The sequence below is a fragment of the Ruminiclostridium herbifermentans genome, from assembly GCF_005473905.2.
Classification (GTDB): domain Bacteria; phylum Bacillota; class Clostridia; order Acetivibrionales; family DSM-1351; genus Ruminiclostridium; species Ruminiclostridium herbifermentans.
In genome coordinates this window covers 595,341-609,817 of record NZ_CP061336.1, presented here as the reverse complement: position 1 = coordinate 609,817, position 14,477 = coordinate 595,341, and the positions used below count along the sequence as shown (strand labels likewise).

11 protein-coding genes are annotated in these 14,477 nt (G+C 32.6%); 1 reads left to right on the top strand and 10 read right to left on the bottom strand.

The window, feature by feature from the left end:
• Positions 1-61 precede the first annotated feature (61 nt).
• The 6 genes from mfd to purR all read right to left on the bottom strand — a co-directional run bounded on the left by mfd (position 62) and on the right by purR (position 8,691).
• Positions 62-3,586: a transcription-repair coupling factor gene (gene mfd, locus EHE19_RS02555; RefSeq protein WP_137697774.1), complete on the bottom strand. Its 3,525-nt coding sequence runs from the start codon at positions 3,584-3,586 to the stop codon at positions 62-64.
• 217 nt (positions 3,587-3,803) lie between these two features.
• The gene (gene pth / locus EHE19_RS02550; protein WP_171003584.1) at positions 3,804-4,364 is read right to left on the bottom strand and encodes an aminoacyl-tRNA hydrolase; all 561 of its coding nucleotides are present in this window, start codon (positions 4,362-4,364) and stop codon (positions 3,804-3,806) included.
• Positions 4,365-4,588: 224 nt separating this feature from the next.
• Positions 4,589-5,548 carry a ribose-phosphate diphosphokinase gene (locus EHE19_RS02545; protein ID WP_137697772.1) on the bottom strand — a complete coding sequence of 320 codons (960 nt, stop codon included), beginning with the start codon at positions 5,546-5,548 and terminating at the stop codon, positions 4,589-4,591.
• Positions 5,549-6,073: 525 nt separating this feature from the next.
• Positions 6,074-7,246, bottom strand: coding sequence for a DapH/DapD/GlmU-related protein (locus tag EHE19_RS02540; RefSeq protein WP_137697771.1), 1,173 nt, complete (start codon positions 7,244-7,246; stop codon positions 6,074-6,076).
• A 246-nt stretch (positions 7,247-7,492) separates the two neighbouring features.
• Positions 7,493-7,744 carry a septation regulator SpoVG gene (spoVG, locus tag EHE19_RS02535; protein ID WP_137697770.1) on the bottom strand — a complete coding sequence of 84 codons (252 nt, stop codon included), beginning with the start codon at positions 7,742-7,744 and terminating at the stop codon, positions 7,493-7,495.
• 131 nt (positions 7,745-7,875) lie between these two features.
• Positions 7,876-8,691, bottom strand: coding sequence for a pur operon repressor (gene purR, locus EHE19_RS02530; protein WP_137697769.1), 816 nt, complete (start codon positions 8,689-8,691; stop codon positions 7,876-7,878).
• A gap of 611 nt (positions 8,692-9,302) precedes the next feature.
• Between purR and murC the strand changes: the two genes are divergently transcribed.
• Entirely contained in the window at positions 9,303-10,706 is a 1,404-nt protein-coding gene (gene murC / locus EHE19_RS02525) for a UDP-N-acetylmuramate--L-alanine ligase (RefSeq protein ID WP_137697768.1), read from the top strand.
• A 129-nt stretch (positions 10,707-10,835) separates the two neighbouring features.
• On the opposite strand, the gene fabZ is transcribed toward murC, so the two are convergent.
• The 4 genes from fabZ to flgG form a co-directional block, all read right to left on the bottom strand.
• The gene (fabZ, locus tag EHE19_RS02520; RefSeq protein WP_137697767.1) at positions 10,836-11,264 is read right to left on the bottom strand and encodes a 3-hydroxyacyl-ACP dehydratase FabZ; all 429 of its coding nucleotides are present in this window, start codon (positions 11,262-11,264) and stop codon (positions 10,836-10,838) included.
• Between the two features lie 821 nt (positions 11,265-12,085).
• On the bottom strand, positions 12,086-13,234 hold the full coding sequence (locus EHE19_RS02515) for a phosphodiester glycosidase family protein (RefSeq protein WP_137697766.1): 1,149 nt from the start codon (positions 13,232-13,234) through the stop codon (positions 12,086-12,088).
• Entirely contained in the window at positions 13,221-13,613 is a 393-nt protein-coding gene (locus tag EHE19_RS02510) for a rod-binding protein (protein WP_137697765.1), read from the bottom strand. The genes EHE19_RS02515 and EHE19_RS02510 overlap by 14 nt, the downstream gene beginning before the upstream one ends.
• 10 nt (positions 13,614-13,623) lie before the next feature.
• Positions 13,624-14,436 (bottom strand): flagellar basal-body rod protein FlgG, encoded by an 813-nt coding sequence (gene flgG / locus EHE19_RS02505; protein ID WP_137697764.1) that lies wholly within the window; start codon positions 14,434-14,436, stop codon positions 13,624-13,626.
• Positions 14,437-14,477 lie beyond the last annotated feature (41 nt).

Below are 14,477 nucleotides of genomic sequence, written 5' to 3'. Positions count from 1 at the left end.
ATATTTTTCTGACTCATGAATCCTGTATTTTACAAAATCCCACTATAATAATTATATTCAATTATTCTAAATACTGCAATTTAATAATGTCATGTAATAAAATCTTAATATTTGACAGTATATCCTTTGCATTATTATTATTCAGTTTAAATGTTATATATGGATTACTGCTTGCATTAAACAAAATTCTTCTAGGGTATTTATCCATAAGACTTCCGATATATAATGAAACTTTGACTGCAGATTTACTTAATTGAAAAATAACATAATCGTCCTTTTGCTGCACATTAATAAATCCACATTTCTTTGCAAGCATCTTTATATATGCTATATCCATTAAATTTTCTACTTCCTCTGGAATATCTCCATATCTATCTATAAGTTCATCCTTAATATCAATTACATCATTTTCATCTAGTATGGCTGCTATTTTCTTGTACATATCTATTTTTAGTTCCTCAGAACTTATATAATCATCATCAATATATGCACTTACATTTAAGTCAATGGAAATTTCCTCATCAGATATATTACTGTTATCACCACTATATTCACGGACAGCTTCCTCAAGCAGCTTGCAATACATTTCATATCCCACAGTTTCCATATGCCCGTGCTGCTCAGAGCCAAGTAAATTACCAGCACCTCTGATTTCCAAATCCCTCATTGCTATTCTGAAACCTGAGCCAAACTCAGTAAACTCTTTTATAGCCTGAAGCCTTTTTTCAGCCACCTCAGACAATACCTTATCCCTTTTGTAAGTAATATACGCATAGGCCAATCTATTTGAGCGGCCCACTCTACCTCTTATTTGATATAGTTGAGACAGTCCCATTCTGTCTGCATCCTCAACTATTATTGTGTTCACATTTGGCATGTCTAGCCCCGATTCAATAATTGTTGTACAAACTAAAACATCATATTCACCGTTTATAAAGCTATACATAATGTCTTCTAATTCTTTTTCATTCATTTGACCATGGGCTATAGCTACTCTCGCTTCAGGTACAAGGGTCTTAATTTCGTTAGCCTTTAGTTCAATTCCTCTAACCCTGTTATATAGATAAAAAACCTGTCCATTTCGTGAAAGTTCTCTAATTATGCCATCCCTTATTAATTCAGCATTATACTCCATTACATATGTTTGAACAGGATACCTCTCCTCAGGAGGATCTTCTATTACACTTATGTCTCTTATTCCTACTAAAGACATGTGCAAGGTTCTTGGTATAGGTGTAGCCGTTAAAGTCAACGCATCTACATTAGGCTTTAACGCTTTTAGCTTTTCTTTATGACTTACACCAAATCGTTGTTCTTCATCAACTACAAGAAGTCCTAAGTCTTTAAATTCAATGTCCTTTTGCAGTAATCTATGAGTTCCAATTAGTACATCTATATTTCCATTCTTTACATCCCTTATTATTTTCTTCTGTTCAGCTGCTGTACGAAATCTGCTTATTACATCTACTGTTACAGGAAAATCACTCATTCTCTTCTTAAAATTCTCAAAATGCTGCTGCGCCAATATAGTTGTTGGAACAAGGTAGGCAACCTGTTTCCCATCCATTACAGCCTTAAATACTGCTCTTATTGCAACCTCAGTCTTTCCATATCCTACATCACCACAGAGAAGCCTATCCATGTGCTTATTTGATTCCATATCCTTCTTTATTTCATCAATACACTTCAGTTGATCATCTGTTTCATCATAAGGAAAAATTTCTTCAAACTGTCTTTGCCAAACTGTGTCTTTAGAAAAAGCAAATCCATTTGATGCTTCACGTTGTGCATACAGCTTTATTAACTCAGCAGCAAGCTCTCTAAGTGATTCTTTTACCCTATTTTTTGTTTTAGCCCATTCTGTACCACCAAGTTTATTAACCTTTGGCACCTTGCCCTCTGAGCCTATATATTTTTGAATTAAATCTAACTGGTTTGTTGGAATATACAAAAAGCCATTATCCTGATATTTTATTTTAAGATAATCTCTCTTAATTTCACCAACTGATAATTTTTCAATACCTATATATTGTCCTATTCCATGTGCTTGGTGAACAACAAAATCACCTACATTCAGGTCAGAGAATGCCTTAATTTTATTACCATCATGCTTGGATTTTGCCTTCTTTATCCTTTTGTCTTGTCCAAATACTTCTTTGTCACTTATTATTACAAAACCTATTGTAGGGTATTCAAATCCCTTTTGAAGGCTTCCACGGGTTATCACAACCTCTTTGTTTAAAAGTTCTCTATCAAGGTTATCTACAAAGTTTGCCACAATTTCATTAGCTGCAAGTGTTTCAACTAATCTATGACCTCTTCCGCTAGGACCTGAAAGAACAATAATTTTATATTCTTTTTCTCTTAAATGCTGTATATCATTAACAAGCAACTCCATATGATTTTGATATGAATTACCAGTCCTGCACGGAATTGAAATTTGAGTATATGGCCTTATAAAAGAATTATTTGAAGAAATTGCAGCCATAGTAACAATTCTTAACCTATGAACACTCTTTAAAATATAATCCATAGAGTGATCCCAGCTTGCTCCATTTGGCAACATTGCACCCTTCTCAAGCATACTTTTATACAATTCATCCTGTTCAAGGGCTAAATTCTCAATTCTCTGTTCAATTCGCAATGTTTCATCAAAGACGGCTATTACATCGTTGTCAATGTAATCAAGAATTGATGCTGGTTTTTCCAGTATATATGGCATATATCTGTCTATTCCTGCAAAATAGTGGTTTGTATTAATTTTTTCAATGTCCTCATTAACCCTTTTAACTATTTTGCTGCTTATATCAGAATTTCCTTTCTTGTTTAGCTTCTTTACATATTCTGATAAATCCTTATTAATCTTGGAAATAATATTTTCCTTCGTTCCTTGCTTATATACAACATCTCTGGCAGGTGATATCTGACATTTGTCTATTGCTTCCGTTGAACGCTGAGTATTGGCATCAAAGTATCTAATGGAGTCAACTTCAGTATCAAAAAGTTCTATACGAAAGGGTTGCTCCTCATTTATTGAAAATATATCGATAATTCCTCCACGAACTGCAAATTGCGCCTTTCCCTCTACTAATTCAACTCTTTCATATCCATATAATACTAGTTTTGATATTAACTCATCTAATTCAATTTGTGTTCCAACATTAATGGATATAATTCCATCTCTGAATATGTCCATAGGAGATATCATTTGAACAAGTGCTTCTGCTGAAACAACCAATATTTTATAGTCACCCTGCATACATCGTAATAGGGTTTTAACTCTTTGATAGATAATATCATTACTCCTAGCTTCAACATCGTAAAGCATAGTTTCCTTCGGCGGTAAATAGAGAACATCATCCCCTAGAAATAACGAAAAATCATCAAATACTCTTCTAGCCTGCATTTCATTATATGTTATAAACAGACCTCTGGTCTTTGCATGAGTACACAATGAATATATTAAATGAACCTTCTGAGAATCAGATGGTCCAATAACCGAAACAGCACCCATATCTTCCTTTATAGCAGATAAAAGTGTATTATACTCTTTTAATTTCAGTAGAGGATCTGTAAATAAATTCATTCCTGTGCCTCCAAATTATTGTATAGAATTAATGCCGCATAACGACAGTCAGGTTCCTTATTGTAACAAAGCAAGAAATTTGCATAGCAAAGCTATTTGCTTTTCTCAAATATTCATCATTTGCATACAAATTGCCTTAGTTCAAAGATTACCAAACAAATACCTTATAACATCTAAGTCCCATTGGACAAAACACTTCAAAAAAATTCACTTGATTCTAGTGGTTATAACAATTCATAGCCTTTTCAGTTCCGCTTTTTGTTATCATTATAGCTGCTTCAGCTGCTTTTTCAATACTATTAAATATTATTTCCCATTCTTCCTTAGGGAACTTACTAAGCACATAGTCTGCAAGGTCCCACTTTTCAGGCGGACGCCCAATGCCAATCCTTATCCGTGGAAAGTTTTCCGCTTGAAGCTGATATATTATAGATTTCATACCATTATGAGAGCCAGAACTGCCTTTTGGTCTAACCCTTATTTTACCGGGTTCTAAGTCAATATCATCATATATAACTATCACTTTATCTAATGAAAGCTTGTACCAGTTCACAATTTCTCTGACACTTTCACCGCTTAAGTTCATAAATGTTTGAGGCTTAACAAGTATAACTCTTGTTTCTCCAATTATTCCATCACCATATACTGCTTTAAAGCCAATCTTTGAAAGCTTTATATTATGTTTCTCTGAAAGGTAATCTATTGTACGAAATCCAACATTATGTCTGGTATTTTCATATTTATTACCTGGATTACCGAGACCTACAATCAGAAATATGTCCTCCAAATTAGTACCTCCAGTCCTAAAAAAACTATTTAATAACTACTATATAATAGCTTTTCATTATTTAATTACATATTTAAAAGGGCGGTTCCTAAACAATACAAGTTGATAAACCAACGTTGCTATGTCAGATAAGAACCACCCATAAAAGTAAAGTCAATTACGTCATCTCTATATTTATCTGCCAATGGCTTTAAACTGCAATTGACTTTTTTAATTTACACCTGAGTAAATAAAGTGCTAATTGATATATCTCCATAAATTCTTTCAATTGCTTCTGCCAAAATACTTGCAACTGATAATGTTGTTATCTTATCAATTTTCTTCTCTTCACTTAATGGAATAGTATTTAAAACTACCATCTCTTTTATAGCCGATGCTTGTATTCTCTCAATAGCGGGACCAGAGAGAACAGCATGTGTGCAGCATGCATATACTTCCTTTGCACCTGCATCAATTAATGCATTTGCACCATTAACGATAGTACCAGCTGTATCTATCAAGTCATCAACAAGTACACATTTTTTATTTCTAATATCACCAATGATATTCATTACCTCAGATACATTTGCCTTAGGTCTGCGCTTATCTATAATAGCTAATGGACATTCTAGTCTTTCAGCCACTTTTCTAGATCTTGTAACACTGCCTACATCAGGAGAAACAATAACTAAATCGTCATGATCTATAAATTTCTCTTTAAGATATTCTGCTATAATAGGTAATCCTAATAGATGATCCACTGGAATATCAAAAAAACCTTGAATTTGTGGAGCATGTAAATCCATTGTCAATATTCTGTCTGCACCTGCAGTAGTAATCAAATTTGCAACTAATTTAGCTGAAATAGGATCCCTAGCTCTTGCTTTTCTGTCTTGTCTTGCATATCCAAAGTATGGTATAACGGCAGTAATTCTACCAGCAGAAGCCCTTTTAACTGCGTCAATCATAACTAAAAGTTCCATAAGATTATCATTTACTGGTTGACATGTTGATTGAATAATAAAGACGTCAGAACCTCTTACCACCTCTCCGATATTTACAGCAGTTTCTCCATCACTAAATCCACCAACACTAGCAATACCTACAGGAATACCTATTTTATCGGCAATTTCATTAACTAATCCCCTATTTGAATTTCCTGCAAATATTTTTATGTCCTTTCCATGCAAATTCATTTCAATTCTCCTTTTTTAACCGCTATGTTTTAATTTATTTTCATTATAACCCATATTATAATGTCTGTAAAAATGCCAAAATTCAAAACAAAATTTTTCGATTTTATACACCGTCAAAAAACACTTGTGGTTTTTGTGGCTCGAAAATGCACCTTATTCGTACATACTTTATTTTCGAACTATTATGTTCATCGGCGCATAAGTAAGGCGAGAAAAGTCCTCACCGCCTAAAAAGCCAAGAAATACCCGCCACTCATAGAAATGGAGGACATTTTCTTGCATATCTGTAATATGATTAATACATAAAATCATATTCTGTTTTGATTGTAAGTATTATTTAACCAGCCATAAAGTTTAAGTTATCTTAAAATAAGCAGAGGCAGTGGTAAAAACCGCTTTCTTAGCTAGCTAAATTTGCTAATTTGTGATTTCAACTAAAGCTAAATATTTTTAAAAGTCAACAAGCCTGCAATAATTAATATGATTAAAACTCATTTATTAATCATATTAATACCATCAAAATTGCTATCCTCGAGTCAAACCCTTTTTACTAACCCAATCATGCTTTATCACCTGACGTTCACGAGCTATTGCCAATGAATTTTCAGGCACAGCATCTGTTATAGTAGAACCAGCAGCTGTGTAAGCACCACTATGAACTATAACTGGTGAAACTAAATTAGTATTACATCCAATAAAGCAATTATCTTCAACTATAGTCTTATTTTTATGCTTACCATCATAATTCACTACTACAACTCCACAACCTACGTTTACATTTTTCCCTATCTCAGCATCTCCTATATAGGTTAAGTGTGAAATTTTCGTTTTATCTCCTATTAAAGACTTCTTAATTTCTACAAAATCACCAATCTTAACTTTGCTGCCTATAACACTGCCTGGTCTCAAATATGCAAATGGACCAACATGAGTTTCATCACCGATAGAACTGTCAATAGCAACTGAATTAGCTACTTCTACGTTATTTCCAATAATACAGTTTGAAATTCTTGAATTAGGTCCTATTGTACAATCCTCACCAATAGCAGTATTCCCCTGAAGAATGGTATTAGGCAAAATAATGCTGTCCATACCAATTTCAACACCATAATCAATATACGTAGATGATGGATCAACAATTGTAACACCGGAAAGCATTATTTGTTGATTAATCCTAGATTTGATTTCTTCTGTTGCCAAAGAGAGTGCTACTCTATCCTTAACTATTAAGAATTGGCTTTTATCCTCATAAATGCTTTTATTAGATTTCTCTGTGACTTTGAAAATATCTTTAAGAATATCTCTTGAAAGGCTTGAAATATTTAGTTCATTTAGCTTCTTAATCAGAATCTTACAATCAAAAGCATACACTACTGCTTCCCCGTCACTAGCAAATACAGCTGTTGCATTATTTCCTTCAGCAATATGAATTGTAAGCAGTCGCTGAACTGTTTCTGCTAGAATCAAAGGTTGATCTGACCAATTAATTACCACTTGCTGGGCTTGGCTTAGAATCTCTTTGCATTTCTCCAAATCCTGAAATGAGATAGATTGGATATTATTAGTTACTTCTTCTAATGGAACTTTGGACCACTGTTGGACACTTCGTCCTAAAATATTATGGTGTTCTTTTGCAACTTTTGATTTAAAATCACAATCATTATTGTCAGAAATAACTAATCCTAAACTTATATACATTGTCAAAGCCTCCATTTGTTTTTACAGGATATATTCTCTCATTTTTACAGAATAATTTCAACCCATTACTATAACTAAATATTTCAACATAATTGTATATAAGTTGTGCAATTTTCTATATTCCATAAGATAATTCAGATAGCCATTAAAAAAAAGGATACCTAAAAAAGTATCCTTTATAATTTTCTATTTTCCCTAAATTCTTTTTAACTTATCCTGAATCTTTCCTAAATTCATTCTAATTTCTTATAAGTTTTCGTAACTTGCTAATATTGCACTTTGTAGTTTTTCTCTTGCTTGTGCATTTATTGGATGCGCAATATCTCTAAATTCACCATCAGGTGTCTTTCTACTTGGCATCGCCATGAACAAACCGTTCTGGCTTTCAATAATTTTAATGTCATGCACAACAAATTCGTTATCAAATGTTACTGATACGACTGCTTTCATTTTTCCTTCTGTTTCAATCTTCCTAATTCTAATGTCTGTGATTTCCATAATGGCAAAACCTCCAAGAAATATTATGTGATTATATCTAATATTCGCCAATAATTCATACATTCCTTCTTTTTTAAATGAAATTTTGCAATATAATCTTAAAAAATTACTTGAATTTTGCGGAATACTGTCTATTTACTTGGTTTTATGTCAATTTCTGTATCCTCTTGGAAATCCAGACACGAATTTAAGGTAACTAATGAGTAATATTTATCTACCAACTTCTTTTCAGGTTGATTTGTTTCAATAAGTACACCAATACCAACTACTTCACTTTCAAATTGATGTGCCATTTCAATAATACCTTTTGATGTGCCTCCACCCTTCATAAAGTCGTCAATAAACAATATCTTGGAATTTTTCTTTAATGACTTCACAGGAAGTACCATGGTCTGTATTTTTTTTGATGAGCCTGAAAGATAGTTAATATTCACAGACGCTCCATCAGTAGCTACATTATAGTGCCTTACAATTACCAGAGGAACATCCAAGTACTGAGCAGTTGCAAATGCTAGAGGAATTCCTTTAGTCTCTACAGTTATCACATAATCTAATTCTAAATTATAAAATTTGCTTGCAAATATCATAGCAATTTTATTCACCCATTCAGGGTTATATATAATGTCAAGGATATAAAGGTAGCCTCCAGGCAGTACTCTGTCTTGTTTTGATAACTCCTTTGAAAGTTCATCAAGTGTTAACTGAATATCATTTTCATTCATATAAGGAACATATTTGACTCCTCCAGAAGCACCAGCTATAGTTATAATATTTCCCAATGAATTTTTTTGAAAAGTTTTCTGTAAAAAGTCCAAATCCTCGCTAATTGTAGATTTAGCCGAACCGAACATTGCAGAAAAATAACCCAAAGTAAAAATCTTATTGGGATTATCACATAATGTCTTCATTATAATTGTAAGTCTTTCGTTTCGTTGGATCTTATCCATTTTATCTCCTCAAATCTATAGTTTGCATTTATATAATGTCTGCTGTCAGTACATACATATGAACAATAAGTTATCAAGCCGTTGTAAGTATCAAATTTTACCTTACTACACTGATATATAATTGATAATATCTCAAACCAAAAATTTATACAACAACATTTATTATTATATAATAATTTCCGAATAATTTCACTCAAATTCATATTAACATTCGGAAATTTATTAATCAAGACTTATATTTTGAATATATTTATCCTTTAGGCGTCATATACTATTTTATGTGCAAGTGTGTTTAAATCTATAATTAATTTAGTTTTCCCAATACCTTTTACATTTCTAAGAAAATAATGTATTATTTTTATGATGAACATGCAATATGGAGATTCAATATGATTTTTTTTGAATGAATTTTTTGAATTAAATTTTTGAATTAAATTTTTTTGAATTAAATTTTTTGACTGTAGAAAAATTTAATTACACTGGCAGTATTTCAACGAGGCTGGCAATACTTTCACCGCCTTAATACCAAAGTGGAAATCACCACTTGTAATAGCGAGAGTTATTTTATTGCCTCGTTAAATTATATAGTTTAATATAGAGGAGTGTTTTCTTTGAATAATAATTCTAATATTTTGGAATCTGAAGATATCAAAAATGTACATTTTATAGGTATTGGCGGTTCAAGCATGAGTGGTCTGGCTGAAATCCTTTTGAGCCAAGGTTATAAGGTTTCAGGTTCAGATATTAAGTCTTCAAAAACAACACAAAAGCTTGAAAGCAAAGGTGCTCAGATTTTTATCGGACACAAATCTGAAAATATAAATAATCCCGACCTTGTTATTTATACAGTTGCAGTTAAAGATGATAATGCCGAAATGCTTCGCGCACGCCAATTAAATATACCCATTATTGATCGTGCAGAGCTTCTGGGGCTTTTAATGAAAAAACACTCCTTTGGCATTGCAATTGCTGGTACACATGGGAAAACCACAACTACATCTATGATAACTTCTATTATGTTAGAGGCTAATACCGACCCTACAGTTCATATCGGGGGAGAGTTAGATTGCATTGGAGGAAATACTAGAATTGGCAAGTCCGAATTCTTTATAACCGAGGCATGTGAATACTATGGCAGTTTCTTGAAATTTCATCCATTTATGTCAGTAGTTTTGAACATTGAGGTAGATCACGTGGATTATTTCAAGGATTTAAGCCATATTAAGTCAACCTTTGAAGAATTTGTTTCATTAGTACCTCCAAATGGATATATCGTGGCTTGTGCAGATGATGAAAATACGCTTTCAGTTGTGAAAAATAAAAATTGTAATATAATAACCTATGGTCTTAAAAATCCAAATGCTATGTGGAGTGCTAAAAATATTCGATATAATGAATTGGGATTTGGTTATTTTGATGTTTATAAAGACGGTGAAATGTTAGGTACTGTCTCTCTTTCAGTACCAGGAAAGCATAATATAAGTAATTCTCTTGCAGCCATTGCTGCCTGTTATACCTGCGGTTGTAGCATGGAGGATATCATATCTGGTCTGCTGGCCTTCGGAGGAAGTCACAAACGTTTTGAATTAAAGGGTTTGGTAGATGATATAAAAGTAATTGATGATTATGCCCATCATCCTTCTGAGGTTCAAGCCACTCTCAGTGCAGCTAAGAATACTGCACACAATAAGTTATTGTGTGTATTTCAGCCACATACCTATACAAGAACAAAAGCTTTTTTAGATAAGTTCTCAAATTCTTTTAGTGATGCCGATAATATTATAATAACTGATATTTACGCTGCTAGAGAAAAAGACCCAGGTGATATACATTCTAGCATCTTAGCAGAAAAGCTTCGTCAGAATGGTGTAAATGCCATTTACATCAGTGATTTTCAAGACATTGCTGAGTATCTTGATAAGAATGCCCAAGCAGGCGATTTAATACTAACAATGGGAGCTGGAGATGTGGTCCGAGTAGGTGAAATTTTCATAAACCTAAGGGGAAATAAGTAGTTTCCCTCAAATTCTAATCAAAATTAATTACACAACAAGTTAAGTAAATCAACATATAATACTAGCAATATATAATGGAAGTTCTTATGAACTTCCATTATATATTATATATTCGATTTTATTCAGTGCTTAAACCTTTGTCATAGCAAACTTTATTTCTCCCTCAGCCGCAAGCCTTCCATCAACTGTCGCCTTAACTTTTGCTTTAGTAACACCCATTTTTGATAAAAGTATTTCAGCCTCAAGAGTTAAAACATCTCCAGGTAGAACTTGATTTTTAAACTTCATGCTGTCTATACCTGCAAATACTCCTAATTTACCTTTATTCTCTTCTATAACAGCAACTGCTATGCCAGCTATTTGAGCAAGTGCCTCAACTATCAATACTCCTGGCATTATAGGATAATCCGGAAAATGTCCCTGAAAAAAAGGTTCATTTGCTGATACATTCTTAATTCCTACTGCTCTTTTTCCTGGTTCAAGTTCAATAACCTTGTCAACCAACAGAAATGGATACCTATGCGGTAATATTTCTCTAATTTCTTTATTTGTAAGCATTTAATCCCGACCTTTCAATATACCATAAGCAGCACAATTCTTGAATGTAGCTGCATTTTATGGTAATTATTTTATTTATTCTACTCAACTTTTCCACATAATAATCTAACGAGTGTTAGTTTTATTAATTTTATTTCTAAATTAATGCATCTCAGCATTTTTGATAGCAGCGCACATATACAACTCTTGCATAATAATACTTATGCTAACATCACATTATTTATAGCAAAACACGTATAGCCTGCTCAACAATGTAAACATATGAATATTACTCCCGCTATTACTTAAATACAAAATTCCTATATTCAATAAGTTTTATCACAAACTAATTTAGCATTTATCTATTACCATAAATTGTATTAATAAATATAACCTAATTATACTAAATACTATTTTTAGGTCAATATTATTACCAGGTAATATATTCTACTCATTATATAAATAATCCTCTTTTGCAGATGAACTTTATTAAAAATTAATTACCATAAACTAAATTTGTTGTCAGGCGTTGTCAGGCGGATGTTAGTTTTGGCATAGACAAGTTAGGAAAAATAAACTTTATTTGGACATAATACTTTTTCATGAAACAATGACAAGTAATAGGAGTTAACTTTATTGGATAAATAAATATTAGATAAATAACTATACAAGATAAATAACCATTTTGGATAAATTGAAAATAAATAAAACAATTCAATTCAAAATATAACTAATTCATATTTAAACTAAAAATCAAAGCATCTCTAGCTATTTGATTATAGATATTTAATTTTAGTAACTAAGCAATTCTGACAAAACCACTGCAATTAGCCAAATAAATATCAATTTTTTACCTTTACAATAAAAGCTCCTGCAACGGGTCTTTCTATCCCCCTATATGATGGCTTGTTTTTCAGTTCACCATCCACGAACATCTGAGACGTTGCACCTCCGTCTAGCATTGCAGCATGCTTAACTCCAATGGATACTAAATATTCAGCAAGTTCCTTACCTGTAAGCCCACTGCTATAGCCAGGCTGTCTGCCATCAACAACAAAAAGAACAACTCTACCATCCTCTTTTATTCCAATGGCCGTACGAGGATCTTGGTTATTTAATGAACCTACCCACCTATACTCATCAGGCACTACCGATATCCCATTATCTACCAGCATACAGCCACATTCATAAGCCTCATAAGGCTCAGTAAATTTAGGTTCCATTTCGATATTAATTTTATCCCCAACTTTAATACCTAGCTTATCAGGTAATTCAGAGTTTTTCCCAAAAAAACTAAGCAAGCTGCTATCCTTTTGTATAGGCACCTCTTGTAGTGTATCTCTAATTATAGAAGTAACTGTACCATTTTTAATACTAACAGATGTATTCTTTATACGAGCTCTATTTGTTGAACCGTATACATTTGTATATAAAACAATATTTCCATCTAATCCACTGCGATTAAGCTTATTAATATAGATTTTTTCACCATTTACACTAAATGATAATTGAGTAAATAGCTTTTCAAATCTTACACCGTTTTTATCAATCAACAAAACAGGATCTCTACCTGTTGCATTAATTACAAGTTCACTGTCAATAGCAACCATTCCCACAGGATCTCCATTCTCATAGAAAAAGCCCGCATTTATAGCAGCATACGCACCAGTTCTTTTACAAATTTCTGATAAATTCTCAAATCCAAATACATTATTATATGAAAGAACAGGTTTAAATTCTACTCTATTATCAAGGGGATCAAACTCTATTAAAAATATCTCTTGTTTCTTACCATTAATCGATGTTGTAATGTTCTTATACTCAATTGGAACTGGTCGTAACGCCTCTATTTCAGTTGTTTCAGCGGTTTGTGTAATAGGACTCTTCGTGTTTTCTGTATAAAATAAAAATTGTCCGGCATAAAATAAAATGCAGGACAATATAACAAATATACTAATAACTATAATCAAATTGTGATTATTTTTTCTCATCAATTATTCCTCCGGAAGTCTGGTTCAAAACCTCCTGCTTGCCATATTGCTTTGACATCTGCTTGTACATCATATCTCCAAGGCCTATTCCTCTTTGTGATGCTACCTTACAGAGCTCATCATCAAACATCGAATTGTATAACTCTGTAGCTGTATCACTAGAAAAATAATCTGATTTTGGCACTGTAGCTCTCATTTGTTTAAACATCATACTAATAAATATGCCTTCAAATTCTTTACAAACTTTCTTAAGTTCAGCATCATCTCCACTCTCAGCAGCTGCCTTAAGTCTTTTTTCAAAATCGTCATCAGCAACCTTAGAAGATGTGTTTTGGACACTATCAAGATTGTTTAAAGAATTAATACTTCCTATTTCCATATATACTCACCTATTTCATTAAGTTATTTGCAATCTGAAGCATATCATCAGAAGACTGAATTGCTTTTGAATTAACTTCATAAGCTCTTTGAGCAATAATTAATTTAACCATTTCATCAACAACTTGTACATTTGAAGCTTCTAGATAGCCTTGTTTTATTGTGGTTGAACTATACTCATCATCACTTACCTGTATTGGCTCTCCTGTAGCAGAATTCTTTGTGAAAAGATTTCCTCCTACAGCTTCTAAAGCATATTTATTAGGAAAAGTAACCATACCAATTGTTTGTCCTAAATCAACAGTCTCACCATCAGCATTTATATAACTCATAGCACCCTGTGAAGTAACAACAAGTTTGGAAATATCAACATCTGTATCAAACACTATCTCCTGTTCTGCACTGTCCAAAACAGGATATCCTTGTGATGTAGTCAATTTCCTAAGTCCATCCTCTGAAACGCTTATCTTAAACGAACCATCTTTAGTATATTGAACTGATTCATTTGGCATCAATATAGTAAAGAATCCTTCTCCGTCAATAGCAAAGTCTAAATTTGAACCTGTATGATCAAAATTACCACTATCAAAATTTCTAACTGTAGCACTCACCTGAGTACCATGTCCAACTTGAAGGTTTACTGGTCTACCTTTATCTTCAAGAACATATGCTCTTTCCATTGTCTGATACAATAAATCATTAAATTCTGCTCTTTCCTTTTTATATCCAGTAGTATTAACGTTTGATAAATTGTTAGAAATAACATCTACATTGAACTGCTGAGCTTTCATACCTGAGCCCGCTGTCCATAATGCTCTCATCATAACCATTACCTCCAAAAATAATATAAATTTCAAGTTATCTA

Excerpts from the sequence above, each read along its gene's own strand:
- EHE19_RS02510 (WP_137697765.1), bottom strand. The coding sequence starts at position 13,613 with ATGGAAATAGGAAGTATTAATTCTTTAAACAATCTTGATAGTGTCCAA.
- EHE19_RS02515 (WP_137697766.1), bottom strand. The coding sequence starts at position 13,234 with ATGAGAAAAAATAATCACAATTTGATTATAGTTATTAGTATATTTGTT.
- flgG (WP_137697764.1), bottom strand. The coding sequence starts at position 14,436 with ATGATGAGAGCATTATGGACAGCGGGCTCAGGTATGAAAGCTCAGCAG.
- EHE19_RS02545 (WP_137697772.1), bottom strand. The coding sequence starts at position 5,548 with ATGAATTTGCATGGAAAGGACATAAAAATATTTGCAGGAAATTCAAAT.
- EHE19_RS02540 (WP_137697771.1), bottom strand. The coding sequence starts at position 7,246 with ATGTATATAAGTTTAGGATTAGTTATTTCTGACAATAATGATTGTGAT.
- purR (WP_137697769.1), bottom strand. The coding sequence starts at position 8,691 with ATGGATAAGATCCAACGAAACGAAAGACTTACAATTATAATGAAGACA.
- spoVG (WP_137697770.1), bottom strand. The coding sequence starts at position 7,744 with ATGGAAATCACAGACATTAGAATTAGGAAGATTGAAACAGAAGGAAAA.
- mfd (WP_137697774.1), bottom strand. The coding sequence starts at position 3,586 with ATGAATTTATTTACAGATCCTCTACTGAAATTAAAAGAGTATAATACA.
- fabZ (WP_137697767.1), bottom strand. The coding sequence starts at position 11,264 with ATGCTTACAAATAAAGAAATTAGAGAAATATTACCGCATAGGTATCCA.